Source organism: Acinetobacter sp. CIP 53.82, assembly GCF_000369465.1.
In the GTDB taxonomy this organism is placed as follows: domain Bacteria; phylum Pseudomonadota; class Gammaproteobacteria; order Pseudomonadales; family Moraxellaceae; genus Acinetobacter; species Acinetobacter indicus.
The window spans coordinates 811,914-833,873 of sequence record NZ_KB850046.1; the positions used below are offsets into that span (position 1 = coordinate 811,914).

At 47.8% G+C, this 21,960-nt stretch carries 19 protein-coding genes; 10 read left to right on the top strand and 9 right to left on the bottom strand.

Translation table 11 applies throughout. The annotated features are described in order from the left end of the window. Positions 1–7: 7 nt before the first annotated feature. The 4 genes from F905_RS09415 to cysM are packed head-to-tail and all read right to left on the bottom strand — an operon-like array spanning position 8 to position 5,521. The gene (locus F905_RS09415) at positions 8–2,314 is read right to left on the bottom strand and encodes a RelA/SpoT family protein (RefSeq protein ID WP_005180073.1); all 2,307 of its coding nucleotides are present in this window, start codon (positions 2,312–2,314) and stop codon (positions 8–10) included. A gap of 31 nt (positions 2,315–2,345) precedes the next feature. Continuing rightward, positions 2,346–3,737: a 23S rRNA (uracil(1939)-C(5))-methyltransferase RlmD gene (gene rlmD / locus F905_RS09420; protein ID WP_005180076.1), complete on the bottom strand. Its 1,392-nt coding sequence runs from the start codon at positions 3,735–3,737 to the stop codon at positions 2,346–2,348. Between the two features lie 6 nt (positions 3,738–3,743). Beyond that, complete coding sequence (locus F905_RS09425) at positions 3,744–4,565, bottom strand: 3'-5' exonuclease (protein ID WP_005180079.1); 822 nt, start codon at positions 4,563–4,565, stop codon at positions 3,744–3,746. 26 nt (positions 4,566–4,591) lie between these two features. Beyond that, the gene (gene cysM / locus F905_RS09430) at positions 4,592–5,521 is read right to left on the bottom strand and encodes a cysteine synthase CysM (RefSeq protein ID WP_005180080.1); all 930 of its coding nucleotides are present in this window, start codon (positions 5,519–5,521) and stop codon (positions 4,592–4,594) included. Between the two features lie 154 nt (positions 5,522–5,675). On the opposite strand from cysM, the gene F905_RS09435 reads away from it, so the two are divergent. The 5 genes from F905_RS09435 to rsfS all read left to right on the top strand — a co-directional run bounded on the left by F905_RS09435 (position 5,676) and on the right by rsfS (position 11,592). Continuing rightward, positions 5,676–8,486, top strand: a complete 2,811-nt coding sequence (locus F905_RS09435; protein ID WP_005180081.1) for a GacS-like sensor histidine kinase — start codon at positions 5,676–5,678, stop codon at positions 8,484–8,486. A gap of 108 nt (positions 8,487–8,594) precedes the next feature. Then, complete coding sequence (locus F905_RS09440) at positions 8,595–9,380, top strand: crotonase/enoyl-CoA hydratase family protein (RefSeq protein WP_005180083.1); 786 nt, start codon at positions 8,595–8,597, stop codon at positions 9,378–9,380. 30 nt (positions 9,381–9,410) lie between these two features. Then, a complete protein-coding gene (locus F905_RS09445; protein ID WP_005180090.1) occupies positions 9,411–10,283 on the top strand; it encodes an NAD(P)-dependent oxidoreductase in 873 nt (290 codons plus the stop codon). Between the two features lie 36 nt (positions 10,284–10,319). After that, the gene (locus tag F905_RS09450; RefSeq protein WP_005180093.1) at positions 10,320–11,108 is read left to right on the top strand and encodes a hydroxypyruvate isomerase family protein; all 789 of its coding nucleotides are present in this window, start codon (positions 10,320–10,322) and stop codon (positions 11,106–11,108) included. An 82-nt stretch (positions 11,109–11,190) separates the two neighbouring features. Further along, complete coding sequence (rsfS, locus tag F905_RS09455) at positions 11,191–11,592, top strand: ribosome silencing factor (RefSeq protein ID WP_005180097.1); 402 nt, start codon at positions 11,191–11,193, stop codon at positions 11,590–11,592. 242 nt (positions 11,593–11,834) lie between these two features. Here the strand turns inward: rsfS and F905_RS09460 are convergent, their stop codons facing one another. The 3 genes from F905_RS09460 to F905_RS09470 are packed head-to-tail and all read right to left on the bottom strand — an operon-like array spanning position 11,835 to position 14,746. Further along, the gene (locus tag F905_RS09460) at positions 11,835–13,280 is read right to left on the bottom strand and encodes an NAD(P)(+) transhydrogenase (Re/Si-specific) subunit beta (RefSeq protein WP_005180098.1); all 1,446 of its coding nucleotides are present in this window, start codon (positions 13,278–13,280) and stop codon (positions 11,835–11,837) included. A 3-nt stretch (positions 13,281–13,283) separates the two neighbouring features. Next, on the bottom strand, positions 13,284–13,607 hold the full coding sequence (locus F905_RS09465; protein ID WP_005180100.1) for a proton-translocating transhydrogenase family protein: 324 nt from the start codon (positions 13,605–13,607) through the stop codon (positions 13,284–13,286). Between the two features lie 11 nt (positions 13,608–13,618). Next, on the bottom strand, positions 13,619–14,746 hold the full coding sequence (locus F905_RS09470) for a Re/Si-specific NAD(P)(+) transhydrogenase subunit alpha (RefSeq protein ID WP_005180102.1): 1,128 nt from the start codon (positions 14,744–14,746) through the stop codon (positions 13,619–13,621). 845 nt (positions 14,747–15,591) lie between these two features. Between F905_RS09470 and F905_RS09475 the strand changes: the two genes are divergently transcribed. Next, complete coding sequence (locus F905_RS09475; protein ID WP_005180104.1) at positions 15,592–16,518, top strand: DMT family transporter; 927 nt, start codon at positions 15,592–15,594, stop codon at positions 16,516–16,518. Between the two features lie 147 nt (positions 16,519–16,665). Next, complete coding sequence (locus F905_RS09480; protein WP_005180106.1) at positions 16,666–17,853, top strand: MFS transporter; 1,188 nt, start codon at positions 16,666–16,668, stop codon at positions 17,851–17,853. 25 nt (positions 17,854–17,878) lie between these two features. Here F905_RS09480 and F905_RS09485 read toward each other — a convergent pair whose 3' ends face one another. Beyond that, positions 17,879–18,520, bottom strand: a complete 642-nt coding sequence (locus tag F905_RS09485) for a hypothetical protein (protein ID WP_005180108.1) — start codon at positions 18,518–18,520, stop codon at positions 17,879–17,881. Positions 18,521–18,976: 456 nt separating this feature from the next. On the opposite strand from F905_RS09485, the gene F905_RS09490 reads away from it, so the two are divergent. Further along, a complete protein-coding gene (locus F905_RS09490; RefSeq protein ID WP_005180110.1) occupies positions 18,977–19,354 on the top strand; it encodes a hypothetical protein in 378 nt (125 codons plus the stop codon). A gap of 54 nt (positions 19,355–19,408) precedes the next feature. After that, positions 19,409–19,693, top strand: a complete 285-nt coding sequence (locus F905_RS09495) for a hypothetical protein (RefSeq protein ID WP_005180111.1) — start codon at positions 19,409–19,411, stop codon at positions 19,691–19,693. Between the two features lie 130 nt (positions 19,694–19,823). Here F905_RS09495 and F905_RS09500 read toward each other — a convergent pair whose 3' ends face one another. After that, positions 19,824–20,291, bottom strand: a complete 468-nt coding sequence (locus F905_RS09500; protein ID WP_005180112.1) for a CinA family protein — start codon at positions 20,289–20,291, stop codon at positions 19,824–19,826. A 236-nt stretch (positions 20,292–20,527) separates the two neighbouring features. On the opposite strand from F905_RS09500, the gene F905_RS09505 reads away from it, so the two are divergent. After that, positions 20,528–21,943, top strand: a complete 1,416-nt coding sequence (locus F905_RS09505; protein ID WP_005180114.1) for a hypothetical protein — start codon at positions 20,528–20,530, stop codon at positions 21,941–21,943. The last annotated feature ends 17 nt before the right edge of the window (positions 21,944–21,960 follow it).

Here is a 21,960-nt window from a genome sequence, read left to right on the forward strand (position 1 = left end):
AGAAAGTTTAATTGCCCTGTACCAAACGACGTGCGCTGATAATCCCCGGCTGCTGCTCCAAACGTGCCAGCAGACGTGACAATTGCGCCAGACCTTTGACTTCAATTAACAGCTTCATATTGGCAATACCATCATTTTCGGAAATGGTATTCACCTGACGAATATTAATCTGATCAGAGAAAATCACCTGGGTCAGGTCTTTCAGCAGACCACGGCGATCATAGGCTTCCACCACAATCTGTACGCTTTGACCACGGGTTGGCTGCATTTCCCAGTCCGCTTCCACCGCACGCTCTGTCTCCTGGCTGATCATGCGGACATAATCCGGACAAGCCACCTTATGGATGCTGACACCGCGGTTCAGGGTGATATAGCCTGCAATGGATTCACCATGCACCGGCTGACAGCACTGGGCAATATGCAGCTCGACGTTATCCAGGCCATCAATCAGAATGCCATGCGCCGACAAGGTATGGCTGGCACGCGGATTCAGGGTTGGTTTTAATACCAGTTCCGGTTCATCCTGATCCAGATGCATATGCCGGTTGACCTGGTTAATCAGCGCATGCAGGCTGATTTCACCATTGACCAGACCAATCAGAATGTCTTCACCGAGTTTGACGTTAAAGTGATTGCAGTAATCATTCAGGTCAATACTTTTCGGGTGAATTGCCAGACGCGACAATTCCTTATTCAGAATATCACGACCGATTTCCAGATTCTTGCTGCGGTCCTGCTGTCTGAACCAATGGCGTAACTTGTCACGCGCCCGCGCAGTCTTGATATAACCGAGTGAGTTCACCAGCCAGTCGCGGTTTGGTTCACGGTCTTTCTTGGTCAGAATTTCGACCTGTTCACCGGTTTTTAAGGTATAGGTCAGCGGCACATAACGCTGATTGACCCGCGCGGCATAACATTTGTTACCGACTTCGGTATGCACATGGTAGGCAAAGTCTAGCACGGTCGAGCCACGCGGTAATTCTTTAATATCTCCATCGCGGCTAAACACATAAATCTTTTCAAAATCTTCAAACTCTTGCAGCTGCTCGAAGTTTTCAGTTTCATCATCGGACTTATGCGCACTGGCGTCGTTACGTTCCTGATAATGTTCCAGCACCGCGCGCAAAGAATGCAAACGATGATTGAAGGAATGATCGGTGGTTTTGCTGCCTTCTTTATAGTTAAAGTGTGAACACACGCCAAGCTCTGCTTCTTCATGCATTTCCATGGTACGGATTTGCACTTCCAGCGACTTGTTTTCAGCAATCACGGCAGTATGTAGCGAGCGATAACCGTTGGCTTTCGGATTGGTAATGTAGTCATCAAACTGATGCGGAATATGCCGCCACAGCTGATGTACGATGCCGAGCGAGTGATAACATTCTGGAATGGTTTTAACCAGTACCCGCACCGCGCGAATATCATAGAGCTGGTCGAAGCTCAGGTCTTTGCTCTTCATTTTTCGATAAATCGAATAAATGTGTTTAACCCGGCCGGTAATTTCCGACTCAATGCCATGCGCCGCCAGCTCGCTCTTGAGCTTATCAATTACAAACTGGATATATTGCTCACGTTCCAGCCGTTTTTCATTCAGTAAAGACGCAATTTCTTTATACCGGTCCGGCGCCAGATAACGGAAAGCCAGATCTTCCAGCTCCCATTTTAACTGGGCAATACCCAGACGGTGCGCCAGCGGCGAGTAAATGGTCAGAATTTCACGCGCCACCCGTTCCTGACGTTCTTTGGACGCAGTGGTCAGTTCACGTAAGGCATAGGTACGTTCAGCCAGCTTGATCAGCACCACACGCACATCTTCAGTGACTGAAATCAGCATTTTATAAATGCCGGTCAGATGCTCGCGCTGGTTGTTATTGAAGTGATCTTCCAGCCGTTTATTCTTTTCAATCAGCTCGGACAGCTTACCCATCGACAGGGTACCTTTGACCAGGGTATGTACGCTGTCACCGAAATGCTCACGCACTTCTTCCAGGGTCATCACCCCTTCACGCACACTACGGTACAGCATGGCAGCCGACAAGGTATCTTCATCGACATGCAAATGCGCCAGAATATCGGCCATTTCAATTCCGGTATACAAGGTATTGGACCGGTGCTTGACTGTCGTTTCCAGCTCTTTTTGTAACGTATAGGTGGCAACTTCTTCGAGTTTTGCTAATGCTGCCCCATCTAAGATGTCACGAACCCGGTCCAGCCATTCTGCCAGATCCTGTCGTGCTTGCTCGGCATGTTCTACAGTCGTTTCCTCAGACAATTCGTTTAATCGTCCAGGAAGTTGTTCACGTACTGTGACCATACCCTACTCCTACCTCTATATACTTCATTTTCTATAAATCGTTTATTGATTTTTCTTGCTCAAATAAGGCAATCGATTCTACATGACCGGTATGGCTAAACATATCCATCACCCCGGCTTTGCTTAAACGATAGCCCTGTTGCACCAGCATCCCCGCATCCCTTGCAAGTGTAGCCGGATTACATGACACATAAACGATTCTTGCCGCACCAAATTTGGGCACATAATGCATGACTTCCTCGGCACCGGAGCGCGGAGGGTCAATCAATAATGCATCAAATCCTTGATTTGCCCAAGAATGATGCGAAAAATCTTTTGTTAAATCTTGTGAAAAGAATTTCACCTGAGTTAACCCGTTCAGCTGGGCATTTTCCGCACCACGATGCACCATTTCATCTGAACCTTCCACGCCAACCACCGTACCACTTTCGCCGACACAGCGCGCCAAAGGTAAAGAGAAATTGCCTAATCCACAAAACAGATCCAGCACACGCTCACCTGCCTGCAACTGAAGCAAATCACATGCCAGCTTGACCATTTGCGGATTCACGGTGGAATTTACCTGGGTAAAATCCAGTGGATGAAAAGCAAATTTCAGCTCAAATTCCGGCAGTGCATAATGCAGACGCATGGCCTGATCGGGTTGATCTACACGTTGCACACTGTCTGGTCCCGCAGGCTGCAGATACAGTTGCCATTGTTTCTGTAACGCAAATTTGAGCAGTTGGTTGACATCTGACTCAGATAATTTTTCCGTATGCCGGACCAACAGGGCAATTTCCGTGTCACCCATTGCCAATTCTACATGACCAATGTCGGCTTTGCCTTTTAGACTTTGGAGTAGTTGTTTCAGGCGGGTGATTGAACCGAGTTCACGGTCCAGAATCAGACAGCGGTCAATTGAGGTCAGCCGGTTGCTCTGGCGTTCCCGGAAACCGACCACCAGTTTGTCTTTATTCGGGAAATAACGCACCCCGATCCGGGCACGGCGGCGATAATCCTCCCGGGTTGAACGTAACGGTGTCAGCCATTCATCCGGTTGAATGCCGGCAAAATGCTGCAGGTGCGACTTGAGTACATCCTGTTTTAAACGAATCTGCTCATCCAGCTGGATATGCTGCATATTGCAGCCGCCACAGACACCAAAATACGGACACGGCGGCTCGACCCGCATCTCGGCAGGTGCAGATAACAGTTCGATACAGTCGGCTTCTTCTAACCGTTTGGTGACATGATGAATCCGTGCTTTGACTGTTTCACCCGGCAAGGCACCCTGAATAAACACCTTCTTGCCGTGTTTATCCTGCGGATGTTCAGGCTGTGAACCATAGTGTGCAATCCCGCGCCCTTCATGGGACAGCGACTCAACCTGAAAGGTATGGATCAGGGGTTGAGCTGGACGAGCGGATGGACGATGTTTCATGAGCACCTAAAGTGTGGAAGATGGGAAGTCTGCAGCAGTAAAGTATGTGGCTTGTGCATTCTGGCGCCAGGCTGCGAGGAACTCGCCATGCTGTGGCAGGCTGGATAAATACTGGATGGTGGTCTGAACCCACAGGCGATGATCATCCAGCTGCAACTGCCCTTTCAGCAAGAGCCAGCGCAGATAGATCAGCCAGGTATTCAGCACATCACCTTCACAATAGCTGGTGAGTTTGAGCCATTCACCGGCGCGGATATATTCCGGCACATGATAACCGGCTTCACCGCGTTTACCCGGAAAACCCAGCAGATGCGCCATATCATCCAGTTTCTGGAAATTCCGGCCATTAAACATGGCCATCACATCCATCAAGTCAATATGCCGCTGATGATAGCGGTTCTGGTAGTTATTATAGCGCTTTTGCGTGTCAATTTCGCCCTGATCAAACAGACTTGGCGCAGACAGGCCATGATACATGGCACGATATAAAATCACCGGCAAATCAAACTGCGAACCGTTCCAGCTCACCAGAGTCGGATGACGCTTGTCAAAAATCGACAGAAATTTTTTCAGGATTTCGGCTTCGGTATACTGTTCCCGGCTAAAAGAAAACAGGGTCATTAAGCCGGTTTCATCAATCCACAGGCCGGAAATACAGACAATTTCATGCAGCGGCAAACGCTGAAAATCCATACCCGATTCCTGACGGCGCAGCTTCATCAGCGCCTGCTCCAGATCTGCCTCAGGCAAATCTAGACCATACAGATGCGCCCCCGACTTCAGGTCGGTCCATGTTTCAATATCAAATACCAACACAGGTAGACGCATAATTTTCTCTACAGCTTGACGGCGGTTTATTCAGGATCTTGAACGGAAAATAAACCGGTTGATAAATAACGGTCACCCCGGTCGCAGATAATGCAGACAATCACCGCATCCGGGTTTTCTTCTGCCAGTTTCAGCGAAGCCCAGACTGCACCACCCGATGACGTTCCGGCACTGATGCCTTCTTTTTGCGCCAGTTTACGCATGGTCCGCTCGGCTTCAATTTGTGGAATATCAATAATCCGGTCGACACGACTACGATCAAAAATGGTCGGTAAATATTCTTCCGGCCAGCGGCGAATACCGGCAATGCTGGAACCATCTGAAGGCTGTAAACCGACAATCTGAATATCCGGATTCATTTCTTTCAGGTATTTGGATACCCCCATAATGGTGCCGGTGGTCCCCATCGAGCTGACAAAGTGGGTAATTTTACCGCCAGTTTGCTGCCAGATTTCCGGTCCGGTGGTCAGGTAATGCGCTTCGACATTGTCCGGATTACCAAACTGGTTCAGTACCAGACCTTTGCCTTCGGCCTGCATTTGCAGGGCCAGATCACGCGCTCCTTCCATGCCCTGTTCTTTGGTCACTTCAATCAGTTCGGCACCATAGGCACGCATGGCATCTTTACGTTCCTGACTCATGTTGTTCGGCATGATCAGCTTCATCTGATAACCACGCATGGCAGCCACCATGGCCAGTGCAATCCCCGTATTTCCGCTGGTGGCTTCAATCAAGGTATCACCCGGTTTGATCTGACCGCGCTTTTCCGCCTGCATAATCATGTTATACGCTGGGCGGTCTTTGACTGAACCTGCCGGATTGTTGCCTTCCAATTTGGCCAACACCGTGGCTTGGGTATGACTTGCAAGACGCTGCAAGCGTACCAATGGCGTTTTGCCCACATAATGATCTAATAGAAATTCATCGGCTTGGAAATCAGGGGTGGTATTACTCATTATTTGCACCTTTCTCTAGGTGCGCATATTGTATGAAAAAAACCACCCGCCTGCACTCTTTTCACCAGCTTTTTCGTGAAAGTGCTTAAAGCACAGTCAGTTTTAAAATAAAGCATGCTAAACTGCTCGGCAGAACGAATAAACTGCTTTAACCATGTCAAATATCAATAAAAAGTTATTTAAGCGCCTACATTTAAATCATGCTTATGGGCAACTGATTGCCCTGATATTTGTGCCCATTATGGTGCTGGCGGCAGTCGGTGCAGGGCTGGTTCTGACCGAAACCTCGAATGCAGCGCGCGCCCAGCAAAAGCAGATGGCGATTGCGATTTTAACCCGCTATGAAATGCTGTCTGAAGTGGCCTTGCAGCAGCTCAACACCTTTCCCTGGCAATATGAGCAGGCGCGCAGCTATATGCAAAACCTGCTCAATGAAAAGCATTTACTTCGGACTGCCATTATTGATTCCCAAGGCCGTAGCCGCCTGAGTATGGGCTATCAAGATCAGGCCGGCTGGCCCAGTTTTCCGCGCGATGCCGCCTTCTTTGGCCCCATTCAGCATAAAGACAGCCATGTCTATGGTTTACGTATTGATGAAAGCCAGAGCCAGTATGCCTGGCTGCTAATCGAACTAGACAATCAACCCCTGGAAATTGCCCGTTATCGGGTCATGACCGTGCTGATTACCACCGGCCTGCTGACCCTGATGCTTCTGTTGCTGTGTCTAAATTTCTATTCGCGCCGCTGGATTGCGCCAATGTACGAAATCCGTATGCAACTGCAACGCCTGAATGCCGACACGCTAGATCAGCACATGGTAATTAACAGTACCGGCGAGCTGCGTTTATTGCAGCGTGATATTGCCAATGTGGTCAAGCGTCTGCATTTCAGCTTTCTGGAACTAAAAGAACATACCGAACAGACCGAAGATGACTTGCGCCGCACCCTAGATACCTTGGAAGTCCAGAACATTACTTACCGTCAGGCACGTGACCAGGCGATTTCAGCCAACCAGTCCAAATCGGTCTTCCTGGCCAATATCAGCCATGAATTACGTACTCCGCTGAACAGTATTGATGGCTTTATCCATTTATTACTGCGCCAGGGTAATCTCAGCAATGAGCAGAACCTGTATCTGCAAACCATTCGTAAATCCTCTGCGCATCTGCTGGCACTAATTAACGATGTCCTGGATTTCTCGAAAATTGATGCCGGCAAACTGGAACTGGAAACCGCGCCTTTTGATCTGGAAGAAGCCATTTATGATGTAATGGATATGCTGTCACCACTGGCCGCGCAGAAGCAGATTGCGATGGCTTTTTATTATGCCGACAACGTGCCAAAGCATGTGATTGGCGATGCCCTGCGCTTTAAACAGGTGCTAACCAACCTGATTTCCAATGCGATTAAATTCACCCCGGATGGTGAAATTATTGTACGCGCACGCATTGAGCATGAAGACATCGGTCAGAGCATGATTCATTTTAGCGTGCAGGACAGCGGTATTGGTTTAAGCGGCACCGACCGGAAAAAACTGTTTGAATCCTTCTCGCAAGGCGATGCCTCTGTGACCCGTCAGTTTGGCGGTACCGGTCTGGGTCTGGCAATTTCCAAGCAGCTGGTGCACCTGATGCAGGGCCAGATTGGCTTTGAAGACAACCAGGAACGCGCACCGACTGAAAAAGGCTCAACCTTCTGGTTTACCGCCGTGTTTAGCATTGATGAAGATGAAATTATTGTGCATCCACGCTTTGCCAACAAGCATGTGGTGTCCTATCTGGCGCATCCGGCAACCGCCAATGTGCTGCGTCACTATCTGGAAAACTATCAGGTCCAGCATACTGAAACCACTTCGATTCTGGACTTATTCAGCCGACTCAATCACCTGTCTACACCGGAAGAAGACACCTGGTTAATTGTCGATCATAGCGGTGACACCGAAGCCTTACTGAAAGAAATTCGCAGCCGCTATCAGGGCAATCTGGCCATTTACGGCTACCAGATGGCGCTTGATCTAAGCATGCTGAATGAATATCGCACCCGCCCGCTGTATCAGCCTTTAAGCCGTGGCGCGCTGATTCAGTTACTGAACAATGAAAATCCGTTTGAAGATACAGGCACCGAAGTCTTTGATGGACAGGGGCTGCATGTGCTGGCGGTAGATGACCACTTGCCAAACCTGATTGTTTTAGAAGCCTTGTTAGGTGAACTGAATGTCACCACCACCAAAGCGCTGAGCGGTCAGGAAGCCCTGAATATCCTGCAAGAGCGGATTGAACAGGATGCCAAACCGTTTGATCTGGTGTTTATGGATATTCAGATGCCGGTGATGTCCGGGATTGATACCACCCGCGCCATCCGCTCGCTGGAGTCCACCCTCGACAAGCATAAACGCCTGCCAATTATCGCCCTGACCGCGCATGCGCTGGCCGATGAAAAACAGAATCTGCTGAAGGTCGGCATGGATGATTACGTCACCAAGCCAATCCAGATTGAACAGATCATCCAGATTCTGACCCACTGGACCACTGAAAACTTTAACAAGGTGCCAGCAGTGGAAAAAGCCGTGGTAATTGAAGCACTCGATCCGCTGGTTCTTGACTGGCAGCAAAGCCTGATGCTGGCCGCCAACAAGGAAGATCTGGCGCTGGATCTGCTGCGCATGCTGCTCGACAGCTTTGCCACCGAACTGCATGAAATGCAGCAGCTAATTGAACTGGAAGATTTCCCGCAACTGGAGCATGTGCTGCATCGTCTGTATGGCGCCACCCGTTATGTCGGCACCCCAAGCCTGCAGGAAGCTACCGGTTCTTTTGAGCAGTTTGTTTCGACCTTGCGTAAAGAACGCCGTAAAGCCGATGATGCCTTTATTCAGGAAGTGCTAAGACGCTTTGATGAATTACAAGCCGTGATTGCCCAGGTTGAACATGCCGCCGAGCAGATTCTAAACAAGCACACGCAGTAGTCTGACTCGACTAAAGTCAGGGTGTTGAAAGATGGATGTGACTGCCCTGTCATGTATCATGCGTATCTGCATGCTATGCTCAACAGAGGAAAAATAAGAGTTTAGACCATGACCATACAGGTAGAAAAAAATAACGGCATTGCCATTGTGCGGCTGAATCGCCCGGAAAAACGCAATGCCATGAGCTTTGCATTATTAAAACAGCTGGTCAAAACTGCCCGGCAGCTAAAAAAAGACCGCAGCTTGCGCTGCGTCATTCTGACCGGTGAAGCCGAAGTGTTTAGTGCCGGTATTGATCTGGCCGATTTAAACAATTCGCAAAATCGTGCCTTTGCCGCCTGGGAATTACTCAAACCCGGCCAGAGCCTGTTTCAAAAAGCCTTTCTGATCTGGCAGGAATTGCCCGTCCCTGTGATTGCTGCGATTGAAGGTTACTGTTTTGGAGCGGGGATGCAACTGGCACTGGCAGCAGATATTCGTATTGCCCATCCTAAAACCCAGATGTCAATTATGGAAAGCCGCTGGGGGCTGGTACCGGATATGGGTCTGAGCCGCTCTTTAAAAGGCCTGATTGGCCTGGACCTGGCCAAAGAACTGACCCTCACTGCCCGCATTTTTGAAGCACAATATGCCAAAGAAATTGGCTTAGTCACCCACTTAAGTGACACGCCGCTGGATCATGCCCAGATTCTGGCGCAGGAACTGGCGCAGCGTTCTCCGGATGCGCTGGCTGCGGCCAAACAGGTGCTAGATGCCATGGAACATAATCCACAAAAATCCTTACGTCTGGAAAAAATCTGGCAGCTGAAATTACTGCTTGGCAAAAATAGTCAACTGGCGCGTAAAAAAGACAAGCAACCTGACACCAGTTTTTTACCGCGTCAATTTAACTAAGCACAGAGCATCAAGATCGGGAAGAGAAGCATGAGTTTTGATCGCAATACGCCCATCGCCTTTCTGGGTATGGGCTTAATGGGCACACGCATGGCAGCACGTCTGATTCATGCCGGTTTTCGGGTCGCGGTCTGGAACCGCACTGCTGCTGCCTGTGAGGAACTGCTGGACATGGGTGCTGAAGCACTGGCCCTAGAAAAGATTGGTCAATATCCGGTAATTTTAAGCTGCCTGGCTGATGACAATGCAGTCCAAGCCGTTTTTGAGCAGATTCAGCCGCATTTACAGGCCAAGCAAGTGATTGTGGATTTCTCCAGCCTGTCTGTGGATAAAACCCTGACACTGGCTGAACAGGCAGCCCGTCAGCAGGTGAAGTGGATTGATTCACCAGTGTCGGGCGGCACAGCGGGCGCAGAACAAGGCACCCTGGTTATCTTTGCCGGCGGTGATGCCGCCACCATTGAAAAACTGACCCTGATTTATAATGTGCTCTCACAGCGCGTGACCCGTATGGGCGCCAGTGGCACCGGACAGGCCACCAAAATCTGTAATCAGCTGATTGTCGCGGCCAACAGTACCCTGATTGCCGAAGCTGTCGCGCTTGCAGCTCAAGCTGGGGTAGACACCACTTTACTGGCACCTGCACTGGCCGGCGGATTTGCCGACTCTAAACCGTTTCAGATTCTAACCCCGCGTATGGCCAGCCATAGCTTTGAACCGGTGCAGTGGAAAGTCCAGACCCTGTCCAAAGACCTGAACAATGCCCTGACCCTGGCCGCGCATTATCAGCTGAATATTCCGGTGGCACAGCAGGCTTTGCAACAACTGCAAGCGCATCAGGCCAAAGGCTTTGCGGAAGCAGATTTATCCACGGTCATTCAACAGGTGGAACAGACCACTTAATTTCACCCTTTGCACAGGGAATGCAGGACATTGTTTATGACGAAACTTGCCGTAAATCTTTCTATGATTTTTACTGAAGTGCCGCTACTTGAGCGCTTTGCACTGGCCAGACAACACGGCTTCCAGCATGTTGAAATCCAGTTTCCGTATGAACTGAGCATTGCGCAGATTCAAAGCCAGCTAACCTTGCATGAACTGACGCTGTGCCTGATTAATGTTCCGGCCGGAGATTTAATGCAAGGCGGCAACGGGCTGGCCGGTGTGCCGGGCAAGGAAATCGAGTTTCGTCATGCCGTTGAACAGGCCATTGAATACGCGGTTGCACTCAAAGTGCCAAGTGTCAATATTCTGGCTGGTAAACAGCCTCAGGATGCCGATCTGCTGCCTTGCCTCAGAACACTGGCCGAGAACCTAAAAATGGCCAGCCATATGCTTAGCAGCCAGCAGATCCAGCCGGTAATGGAAATGATTAATGGCACCGACATGCCGCGCTTTTTAGTACAGAACATTGCCCAGGCCCAAGAGATGCTTGAAGCGGTGCAACATCCGGCGCTAAAAATGCAGTATGACTGCTATCACATGGCCATGATGGGTGAAAACGTACTGGAAGGACTGATCGAGAATATCCAACAGATTGGCCATATCCAGTTTGCCGACTGCCCGGGTCGTCATGAACCGGATACCGGCGATATTGCCTTTGCGGAAGTGTTTGACTGGCTCAAACACAGTGACTATACAGGCTATGTGGCGGCGGAATATCGACCGAGCAAAGATTCAGCAAATTCCTTTGCGTGGAAAAACAAATACTTTGCCGAATATCTATAATTCGGCTCTGTCATAGATTTGAAATTTAGGCTCAAAGCCGCTATATTAGACAATGAATAATTGTCAGGAAATTATACCCTTTATGAATTTAGAACCATCGCCCGGCGCTTCTAATTCTCACGATCTCGCAATGACTTCCCCAAACAATGACGTACACGCTTGCCTGCAAGTTGTGCGCGATGCCCTTGAAGATGTAAAAGCCAAAGAAATTGTTGAGCTTGATGTTAGCAGCATCAGCAATGTTGCAGATGCTATTGTGATTGCTAGCGGCACCTCAACCCGTCATGTTAAATCTCTTGCTGACAACGTTGCTGAAGAAGCACGTAAAGCAGGCTTCCGCCCGATTGGTATGGAAGGTGAACGCGATGCTGAATGGATCTTGATTGATCTGGGTATCGTGGTGGTACATGTCATGCTTCCAACTGCCCGTAAGTTCTACGACCTAGAAAGCTTATGGCGTACAGCACCTGAATCTGTAAACTAAGATTTCCCAAAAAGCGACCTGAAGGTCGCTTTTTTATTGGATCAAAACAAGAGCTGATCACAGCAGAAAAATACACCCACTGATCTTTCCACCTCCCAATAGCTGAACTTAAACCACTTGGTCGTGCCTCTCCCCCCCATCTCAACGCTTTCATCGTATGTAACGAAAAAGACTCTATTTATACCCAGATATAAAAAATCCCCCTCAATCGAGGGGGATTTTGAAAGCGGGTATCGGACGTCTTAGTGACCCGTACCGTTAATCGCTTTGGTCATGTCTTCAACCACTTTCTTGGCATCACCGAAGACCATCATAGTCTTGTCGTTATAGAACAGGTCATTGTCCAGACCTGCATAACCAGTCGCCATTGAGCGCTTGATCACCATAATAGTACGTGCTTTATGTGCTTCCAGAATTGGCATACCGTAAATTGGCGAGTTTGGATCGTCTTTGGCTGCCGGGTTGACTACGTCGTTGGCACCTATCACCAATACCACATCCGTTGCCGGGAAGTCCGAGTTAATCTCGTCCATTTCCAGAATGTCTTCATACGGCACGTCGGCTTCAGCAAGCAAGACGTTCATGTGACCTGGCATACGACCCGCCACCGGGTGAATCGCAAAACGCACCGTTACACCCTGCTCTTTCAGCAAGTTGGCCAGTTCTTTCACCGCATTTTGCGCACGGCCTTGTGCCATACCATAACCCGGTACAATCACCACGCTGTCCGCATTGGACATTAAGAAGCCGGCATCATCTGCAGAACCTGAACGGTAGTTACGCTGTACCTGCTCACCCGCACCTGCTGTAGGCGCTGCCGCCCCACCCATCGCACCACCAAACAGAACGTTGATGATTGAACGGTTCATAGCTTTACACATGATGTACGACAGAATTGCACCTGAAGAACCAACCAGTGAACCCGCTACAATTAGCATGTTGTTTTCTAAGGTAAAACCAATCCCTGCTGCCGCCCAGCCCGAGAAGGAGTTGAGCAGAGAAACCACCACCGGCATGTCGCCACCACCGACTGGCGCAATCCAGACCCAACCAAAGGCTAAAGCCAGTGCGGTCATGGCCCAGAACGAAGTCATGCTACCGCTTAAGAAGAAGTGAATCCCAAAGCCCAGCATGGCAATGAAAATCAGTGCCTGAACCGGTTTAACCCAGCCACCCGAAATGGTCTTGGCCCATTTTTTCGCTGCCAGTTTACCGTAAGCAAATACCGATGCAGTAAAGGTAATCGCACCAACAAAACAGCCCACGAACAATTCAAACAAATGCACTTTGCTCATTTCATGGAAGCTGACGCCATTGGCTGCCAACAGCTCTGGACCCAGTTCAACCAGCTTGTTGTTATGAATAATCGCTGCAATTGCAATTAACACCGCTGCCAGACCGACCAGTGAGTGCATCAGTGCTACGGTTTCTGGCATTTGCGTCATCGGTACGGTACGCGCACGGGCAATCCCGACAATGGCACCCAGAATCATCGCCCCCACAATCATCCAGATAACCGGATGATCCGCCACAAAGAAGGTAGTCAATACGGCAATCGCCATGGCGATCATGCCGTAACGGTTACCAGCAATCGCCGTTTTTGGCCCAGACAGGCCTCGTAAAGTTAAAATAAAGAGGACAGCCCCAATCAGGTAGAACCAATCCGCATAGTCTCGAATAAATTCCATCAATTAGCCCTCTTTTTTCTTTTGTTTTGGTTTAAACATTTCCAGCATACGCGCAGTCACTGCGAAGCCACCGAAAATATTAATACTGGCCAGGAATACTGCAATCGCACCAAGTACGCTCACCACGTTAATGCTCTGGAACTGCACATTGGCATCCACACCTAACACAGGCAAGCCGACCGTTTGAATCATCGCCCCCACGATAATGATCGAAGACAGCGCATTGGTTACCGCCATCAGTGGCGTATGCAATGCAGGTGTAACCCCCCAAACCACGTAGTAACCTACGAAAATGGCCAGGACAAAAATTGTAATTGTTTCAACCATGACTGTTCTCCTTAACCTCGTTTCAACAGCACTTGGCCGCCGTGCGTAACCAGTAGGGCTTTTTGAATTTCATCGTCCTGACTGATGGCAAAATTCTTTTCACTATCAAAAAGGGTTTCCACAAAATTCAGCACATTACGTGCATACAGCGCCGATGCTTCAGTAGAGACCGTTGATGGAATATTCGGAATACCGAGAATTTTCACGCCGTTGTCAGTCACCACGGTTTCACCGCATTGAGAGCCTTCAACGTTACCGCCCGTTTCTACCGCCATATCCAGAATGACTGAACCCGGTTTCATCTTGGCCACAGTTTCCGCCTTGATTAATCGTGGTGCATCACGACCTGGTAACAGCGCTGTGGTAATCACGATGTCAGCATTGGAAACAGCTTTATCGACAATGATGGCCTGATCTTTGATGTACTGTTCGCCCGGCATCCAGCCATAGCCGTTTTTAGCAGCATCAGCAGCTTTTTGCTGTTCTTCTTCAGACATCGGCACGTCTAGCCATTTTCCGCCCAGAGATTCAACCTGATCTTTGGCAGTTGGACGCAGGTCAGTGGCTTCTACCACCGCACCCAGACGTTTTGCGGTCGCAATCGCTTGCAAACCGGCAACCCCCACCCCCATGATCACGACACGGGCAGGTTTGACTGTCCCTGCTGCGGTCATCAGCATCGGGAACATACGCTGGTATTCAGCTGCAGCCAGCAATACCGATTTATAACCGGCCAGGTTGGCTTGTGAGGACAGCACATCCATGTTTTGCGCACGGGACAGGGTCCTTGGCAATAATTCCAGAGCAAATGCAGACACCTGCTGTGCAGCAAATTGGTCAAGTTCAGTATTGCGGTATGGGTCAAACATTGCCACTACGGTAGAGTTAGGAGCAAGTTTTTGAATTTCTTCACCTTTCGGCGCGCGAACTTTCAAAATCATTTGACTGCCGGTATAGGCATCATCTGTAATTTTGGCACCCACGTGCTCATAGGCGCTATCGATATAGGCAGCTTTTAAGCCTGCACCACGTTCAATAACCACGCTATGACCCGCGTTGATCAACTTCTTTACTGTCTCTGGCGTTGCAGCGACACGATTTTCACCGACGACAGTTTCGGTTGGGATTCCGATCTGCATGAGCGTTCCTCAAGCTAATTTTTCTTAAGTAAACATCGCCAAAACGATGCTTCCCCTCAGGTTATGTCCTTGTTGAATTTTTGGATTCTAATTGAACTTTTTTAAATTACCACCCAATATTTATTTAATAAATACCCATATTTTGAACTGATGATTCATAAAAAGAAGGGTGGCAGATATAATTGATCAGTTTGGCTTTCTATTCTTCATGGCACTACTCTGGAAATAATGTGTATAAATTTTCAGCACAGCTCCTGACTTTTTACAGCGAATTGCGTCCTGTTCTGTTTTTTCTTTCCTTAAAATTGATTGTTTTGACAAATCTTATCGTGTAGTGCCGGCTTACAACAGGCTGATAAATACCAATAATGAACGGCTTTTTCGCAGCAAAAAATGAACATCCAGTTCATGATTGGCTGAAATGACATCTTAATCACAGAAGAATCGAGGATAAATTGGTCAAAACTGCCCAATGTTCGGGCAGAAAAGTAAATCCTGCGGCAAATGCACCGATTGGCTAAATGATTTCCTGCCCGCTGATCTGGCCTTAACCTATACATCTGGTGGTAAAAGCGCGATAAAAAATTAAAAGTTTTTTTATTGATCATTTTGCCTGATGATGAATAAAGCAGTGCAACTGCTTAAATTTGCGTATTTTGCACTATTTTTGTGCAACAATTGCCCGCAAGACATCAATAGATCTTTGCCCGAAATAAACCATCTTAAAATTTTCATAAAATGAGAATAAAGCCTATCTTTACACATTCATTTCTTCGAGCAGACAGCTTATACTCAACGCATGAAAATCTGGTGACACCTGCCCTCTTGATTAAATTGCTCTGAATATGTCCATTTCCTTGACCAGAACGCAGTTAGGTTCACTGTTTGCACTATGCGCGGCCTTTTTATTTAGCACCAAAGCTATTTTTATCAAGCAAGCCTACGCACTTTCACCTCTGGTGGATGCCACCACCTTAATGACCCTGCGGATGGCCAGCGCACTGCCGTTTTTCCTGCTGATCTGCTGGTTTAACCGGCATCGCAATACCCAGATTCAGCTGCGCGAATGGATACTGCTCGTGGCTGCCGGGCTGCTCGGCTATTATTTTGCCAGCTGGCTCGACTTTCTGGGGCTCATGTTTATTAGCGCCTCACTGGAACGGATTATCCTGTTTCTGTATCCCACCTTAACCGTTCTAGCCAGCAGCCTGATCTACAAGCAGCGCTTAAGCCTGAAAACGATACTGGCCTTGCTGCTCAGTTATGGTGGAACGGTACTGGTGATGTTACAAGAACAGCAAAACATGCCAGATGGCCATTCCTTCTGGCTTGGTGCCAGTCTGGTATTTGCCAGTGCGGTGGCTTTTGCCGCCTATTTGCTGGTGACGCCACGGCTGATCCAGAAATTTGGCAGCTGGAATTTTACTGGCCTGGCGCTAAGTGTGGCCTGTTTCGGCACCCTGCTGCATTATCTGCTGGCCGTACCGGAGCCGCTGCAACGGCTGAGTCAGTTACCGGGCAGCGTCTATGCCTATGGCATTGGACTGGGCATTCTGGTCACGGTGTTGCCAACCATTTTATTAATGCAAAGTATCGAACGCCTGGGAGCGGCCCATTCGGCCATGATCGCCTCTATCGGCCCGATTCTGACCATTGTGCTGGCCACCCTGTTTTTAGATGAATATTTAAACGCCTGGCAATGGCTGGGTTGCGCCCTCAATATCATTGGGGTAATGATGATTAGCCTGTCCAAGAAAAAGCTGATGGCCTGATCCATGATCAGTCAGCTCAGCCTGTTCCGGACTGCTACGCATGTATCTCGCACGTGCAAAAAGAATGTTGCAAATGGTGATCTTTGGCCGTCATGCTGAATATTACCGAAGATGCGATTGAATGAATTAACCTGAACTGGACCTTGTATGAATACCTCTCCCGATATTAGTCAGGATAAAACCCTGCTCTGGCTTATGGCGCTGGCTTGTGGTCTATGTGCAGGGGCCAACTATTATTGCCAGCCGCTGATTAACTCGATTCATACTTATTTTCAGGTGCCGGAATCCCAAGTCGCACTCACGGTGACGTTTGCCCAGGTGTCCTATGCACTGGGGCTGTTATTTATTGTGCCAGTTGGCGATACTGTCAATAAAACCAAATTCATTCCACTGCTGATGTTTCTGGCCGCGTTTGGCCTGTTTCTATGTGCCTTTTCAGTGAATCTGCCAATGCTCTGGATTGGCACCATCATGACCGGGCTATTTTCAGTGGCCGCACAGATTCTGATTCCGTTTGCCACCATGTCGGTCAAGCCGGAGAAAATGGGCGAAGTGGTCGGACTACTGATGAGTGGTTTACTGGTCGGGATTTTACTGTCGACCAGTCTGGCCGGACTGTTGTCCAATTTATATGGCTGGCAGCTGATTTATATCATCAGTGGCGTGTTGATGATGGGACTGGCGATTATTCTGAAAAAACGCTTGCCACATATTCCGACGGCGCGCATGGCCTATGGCAAAATCCTGCATTCGATGCTGCAACTGATCCGCCAAGAAAAACGGCTGGTCTATCGCGCCCTGATTGGTGCCAGTGCCTTTGCCGCCATGAGCGTGCTGTTTTCCACCATTGCGGTGTTACTTGGCTCCTCTTTTGGTCTGCCCGATGTCGCAGTCGGTTTAGTCACTTTAATTGGGGTATTCGGCGCACTCTCCACCAAAAAAATTGGCAAAATTGCCGACCGTGGCCATGGCAAACTGATCACCTGGGCCGGCCTCTCTTTATTGGCGGTCAGCTGGAGTTTCCTGTATTTCGGCGCGCAGTATTTATGGAGCTATATTATTGGTTTTGGCCTAATTAACTTAGGTCTGGCCAGTGTGCATACCAGCAACCAGAACGTGATTTTCCATTTACGCCCCGATGCCAAATCACGCCTGAATGCAGTCTATATGACCAGCTATTTTATTGGCGGCGCCTGCGGTTCTGCACTGGGCATTTACGCCTGGCATCATGGTGGCTGGAGCATGAGCTGTCTGGTTGGTTTAACCCTGGTGCTCTGCTCGGCCTGTTTTGCCTGGTTAGATCAGCAACATCTGCGCCGCCAGCAACTGGCTTAAAACTGTATAAATCGTGCAGACAGGTTTAAGACACCTGCACCATCGGATAATGTGGCTGGGCCGAATCAATACTGGCCGGATATTCCAGCAGAATCTGAATAAAGGATGGAATTAAGGCAGCAAAAATACTGGTTGCCCCAGCCAGAATGTCACGGTTTAGCAGGCTGTTATAGTTGGCACCGCCGCTGGCAAACTGGTGACGCAGACTGTCAAAACGTTTAAACACCGCCATTAGCAAGGCCACCGACTGTTTATTTTGCAAGGTCTGTTGCAGATCAATCTGCTCTTGGGCAGCGCGCTGCTGCCATTCATCGCGCGTGAGCTGTAAATGCTGATAGGCCCAGAATTCCGGATGGGTATACGGGTGCGCCAACAGGGCCTGAATCTGCTGCTGGTATTTTTCCCATAACACATAATCAATTTTTCGGGTTTCATCCTGCTGGTGCAGAAGCTGAAAAAACTGCTGTAACTGCGCAGCGGATGGACTGGCCGCATCTTCACGGTAAATGGCCTGAAAGGCAATCCATAAACTCATAAACTTGAAATCTAACTCCTGATCCAGACTCAGGGCTTTTTTAAACCAGCTCAGGCTGCGCTGTATTTTCAGATTAAAATGCACCGAATTTTCATTCTTTTTACTGCGGTAAATTTCCTCAACCACCAGCATCTTTGTTATCCTTTTTCTTGTCTTACTGCATCAATGTAATGGTTTTTTTATTTTGTCTCAACCTTTTGATCCTTCAATTTATTTATTACCCGTCTATTTTCCAGCAAAAATAAATCTGAGTATTTTCCTTTTATTTAAATAAAATAAATAAAAAATCTGAAAGCTTAAAATATATTTAAAACACATTTTATCTAGCAGCTACTTAAAATAAAGAAATGTAAAGTTATATATAAAATCACGAAAAATGTAATTACACAAAAGATTACATTCTTAAAAATCCTATATAGGACAGCCAATTAAAAATGCCGGCTTAAAATCACCGCTTACAACTAAATAAGATGTAACAGAGCCAGGGTTTTTCATGAGATGTTTCATGTTAAAAAGAAGCTATCTGTTTTTCTCAGATGATTTCAGCGCGCTAGCGATAGCGTCGATATCTATAAAAGAGGTGTTCAAATGCAAAATCAAAACAATGGTTCAAACCAACAGCAACAGCAGCCTCAACAGCAAGGCAATCAGCAGCAGCAACAAGACCGTCTGCAGCAACAGCAACCTCAACAACAGCAAAATAACCAGCAACAAGGCAATCAGCAACGCCAGCAAGATCAACAGCAGCAACAGCCTCAACATCAGGGCAACCAGCAGCAACAACAAAACCAGCAACAGCGCCAGCAAAATGATCAGCAACAGGATCAGCTGCGCCAACAACAGCAACAGCCTGGCCAGCAACAAAACCGCCAGCAGCAACAGCAACAACCGCAGCAATATGGTCAACAACGCCATAACCAGAATGCGCAGCAGCAAAACAATCTCTTAGATGATGAAGATATGTAAAACCATTTTTTGTTTTTCACTTATTTTTATTATAAATAATCGAAGGAGATGATCATGGTCAACAATGCAAATGATCCACATGGGTACTGGCGTGACAACCATGCAGACCGTCCTTACTACAATGATTTTAAAAGAGATATCCCAGATATTGATTATGATCGAGACTTATCTTCTGCTTATGACCTCGGTACACGTGCCCGCAGTGAATATGGCACAGATCGCGACTTTGAAAGTTCTGAAGGCGACCTGAAACAGCGCTGGGAAGAGTTTAAAGCAGATTCTCGCTTAAAATGGGAACAGGCCAAGCACGCGATTAAAGATGCCTGGGATAGAAACTAGATTGCCCTCAGTCTGGTTCTAATACGGTTCAGAGTTATAGGTCATTATGACCTATAACTTTTTTATATCTAAGGGTTTTATCTCTGCAGATTTTCTATTTTGGGTTATCTATTTGATTTATATATTCCTATTATTTTTGCTTGACTACTTCAATAATACTCTGACTAATTGCCCGCGACAGCTGTTCCAGTTTTTTCTTTTTGGTGCCATTAAATATACAGCGATAATGATGCAGTTTATTCTGATACGAAATACAGTAAAAAAATGTTCCGACCGGTTTTTCCTTAGTTTCAGAGCCACCACGTTTTAATAAACCGGTACAGCCAACAAAAATATCAGAATCAATGATCTGTTTGGCATTTAAAACCAGCTGTTCTGTCACTTCGGCAGATTCAGGAGAGTATTTTTCCAGGAATTTCTTTGAAATTTTTAAAATACTGACTTTTAAATTGGCGTCATAACAAACCAAGCTGCCATTTAAAATATCGCCTGAATTTTTATTTAATGAAAAACGATAGGCCAGATACCCTGCCGAAGCACTTTCAATAAAGGTGACTTTTAATTTCTTTTTGGCAAGTAACTGGCAGCATTTATTCATTTATATCCATCCTGAATATAATTATTCCTTCCGATTTAAACATAGCTCTTTTTCAGTGCTTTTTTCTGAAAAGTAACATTTCATTTATTTTTTAAAATTAAAAATATAACCCTTTGATTTTTATACCTATAGGTTAATTGCCCATATACATACTTTACATGAAGTCACACAACTCAGGCTTAAGTTTCCAGCCAACTAGATTACTGTTTTCTAGGGTTAAATCATGGAGCAGAATAATGCCAACGGTCGTCAAACAAAGATTATTAGACATACTCAATGATGTGCCTGAAACCTATTTTGATCTGGTGTCGTTTTATTTAGATGCCGATATTGCTCCCGCCGCCAAACAACAAAAAGCCCTGTTCAGTTTAAAACATGAAATTGAAACCCTGCCGTTGGCCCTACCCGATTTCCCTCGCCAGCTGGATCAGCTGGAGCACTGGATGATCCAGCATGAACAGCAAGCCCAGCTCGAATTTGAATATTATTTAAAGCGCCGTGCCTGGGGACAGCCACGCGAATATTTTCACTGCTTGTCCGATGCTTATGAGTTTCTGATCAAGATTGCCCCGACCCAGCGTGCGCAGGCAGCCTGGCTCTACAGTTTTAGCCAGCACTGGGATGACCGGCGCTATACCGAGCTGATTCAGCTGTATCTGCAAGCTCTGGCCTATGGTCACACGCAGCAGCATCAGCTGTATCAGTTCAATGCACTGCTTGAAACCCTGCAGCTAGATAACTTTGTACTAGGTCTGGAAGATGGCTATTTTCATCAGGCTGCAATTCAGCTGGCACTGGCGTACTGCCCTACCGATTTCATGCCTTTGACCTTAGGGTTTCATATTGGCAAACACCTGTGCTCGCTGCATCAGCTGATCATTGCGAATGAACTAAAAGAACTCGGTATTCACACCCGCTGTTTTCAGCCACAGCAGCGTTCAACATCACGGCATACGCCCGTGCTACATGCCATTGCCAGTCTGGCCCCGGACGAAAAACAGCAGGCTCAATATCTGCGCCTAATTCAGCTGGGCTATGCCTTAAGCCAGCAAGGCATGAACGAAGAAAAAATCCTGCAGCGGCTGCATCTGCACGACATTATCCAGAAAATTTTCCAGCACAAAGCCCTGATGGGCAAATTCATTCATGACAATAAATGTATTTTTACCAACCGCAGCATCAACCAGTGGCTGGAAACCATCGAAGGCGTGGATGGTTTTATCCAGCAGCTGCTGGAAACCGACTGGATCCGTTTAGGTCAGGACCCGGAGCAGAGTAAATTCTGGCGTCTGATTCATCAGCAGGAAAGCCAGATGTTCGGGCTGTTTAACCGTACCGAACAGCAGTTTATTTATGACTGGATTCTGGGAGATGCCGCAGCACAGCATCCTGCCCCATCTGCGCTGCAAAGTACATCAGACCATTTTAAAACCAGCGATTATTTTAATTATATGGCCGAGCTGGAGCTGGAAGAGATTCAGCTCAAATACGCCCAAGGCTCATCTTTTAACGACAAAATCCGGCAGCTATTGCCTTATTTGGCCCCGCATAAATCTGCCAGCGATGCCGGACGCTGGTGTACCCAGCAATACAGCCAGGCCCTTTTTCCGGCGCTGTCGCAGGCGCTCGACCCAATGAATCATAAAAGTTAATTACGGAGAACAGCAAC

Bases quoted from the DNA above. Each gene is read 5' to 3' on its own strand.
- F905_RS09415 (WP_005180073.1), bottom strand. From the start codon at position 2,314: ATGGTCACAGTACGTGAACAACTTCCTGGACGATTAAACGAATTGTCT.
- rlmD (WP_005180076.1), bottom strand. From the start codon at position 3,737: ATGAAACATCGTCCATCCGCTCGTCCAGCTCAACCCCTGATCCATACC.
- F905_RS09425 (WP_005180079.1), bottom strand. From the start codon at position 4,565: ATGCGTCTACCTGTGTTGGTATTTGATATTGAAACATGGACCGACCTG.
- cysM (WP_005180080.1), bottom strand. From the start codon at position 5,521: ATGAGTAATACCACCCCTGATTTCCAAGCCGATGAATTTCTATTAGAT.
- F905_RS09435 (WP_005180081.1), top strand. From the start codon at position 5,676: ATGTCAAATATCAATAAAAAGTTATTTAAGCGCCTACATTTAAATCAT.
- F905_RS09440 (WP_005180083.1), top strand. From the start codon at position 8,595: ATGACCATACAGGTAGAAAAAAATAACGGCATTGCCATTGTGCGGCTG.
- F905_RS09445 (WP_005180090.1), top strand. From the start codon at position 9,411: ATGAGTTTTGATCGCAATACGCCCATCGCCTTTCTGGGTATGGGCTTA.
- F905_RS09450 (WP_005180093.1), top strand. From the start codon at position 10,320: ATGACGAAACTTGCCGTAAATCTTTCTATGATTTTTACTGAAGTGCCG.
- rsfS (WP_005180097.1), top strand. From the start codon at position 11,191: ATGAATTTAGAACCATCGCCCGGCGCTTCTAATTCTCACGATCTCGCA.
- F905_RS09460 (WP_005180098.1), bottom strand. From the start codon at position 13,280: ATGGAATTTATTCGAGACTATGCGGATTGGTTCTACCTGATTGGGGCT.
- F905_RS09465 (WP_005180100.1), bottom strand. From the start codon at position 13,607: ATGGTTGAAACAATTACAATTTTTGTCCTGGCCATTTTCGTAGGTTAC.
- F905_RS09470 (WP_005180102.1), bottom strand. From the start codon at position 14,746: ATGCAGATCGGAATCCCAACCGAAACTGTCGTCGGTGAAAATCGTGTC.
- F905_RS09475 (WP_005180104.1), top strand. From the start codon at position 15,592: ATGTCCATTTCCTTGACCAGAACGCAGTTAGGTTCACTGTTTGCACTA.
- F905_RS09480 (WP_005180106.1), top strand. From the start codon at position 16,666: ATGAATACCTCTCCCGATATTAGTCAGGATAAAACCCTGCTCTGGCTT.
- F905_RS09485 (WP_005180108.1), bottom strand. From the start codon at position 18,520: ATGCTGGTGGTTGAGGAAATTTACCGCAGTAAAAAGAATGAAAATTCG.
- F905_RS09490 (WP_005180110.1), top strand. From the start codon at position 18,977: ATGCAAAATCAAAACAATGGTTCAAACCAACAGCAACAGCAGCCTCAA.
- F905_RS09495 (WP_005180111.1), top strand. From the start codon at position 19,409: ATGGTCAACAATGCAAATGATCCACATGGGTACTGGCGTGACAACCAT.
- F905_RS09500 (WP_005180112.1), bottom strand. From the start codon at position 20,291: ATGAATAAATGCTGCCAGTTACTTGCCAAAAAGAAATTAAAAGTCACC.
- F905_RS09505 (WP_005180114.1), top strand. From the start codon at position 20,528: ATGCCAACGGTCGTCAAACAAAGATTATTAGACATACTCAATGATGTG.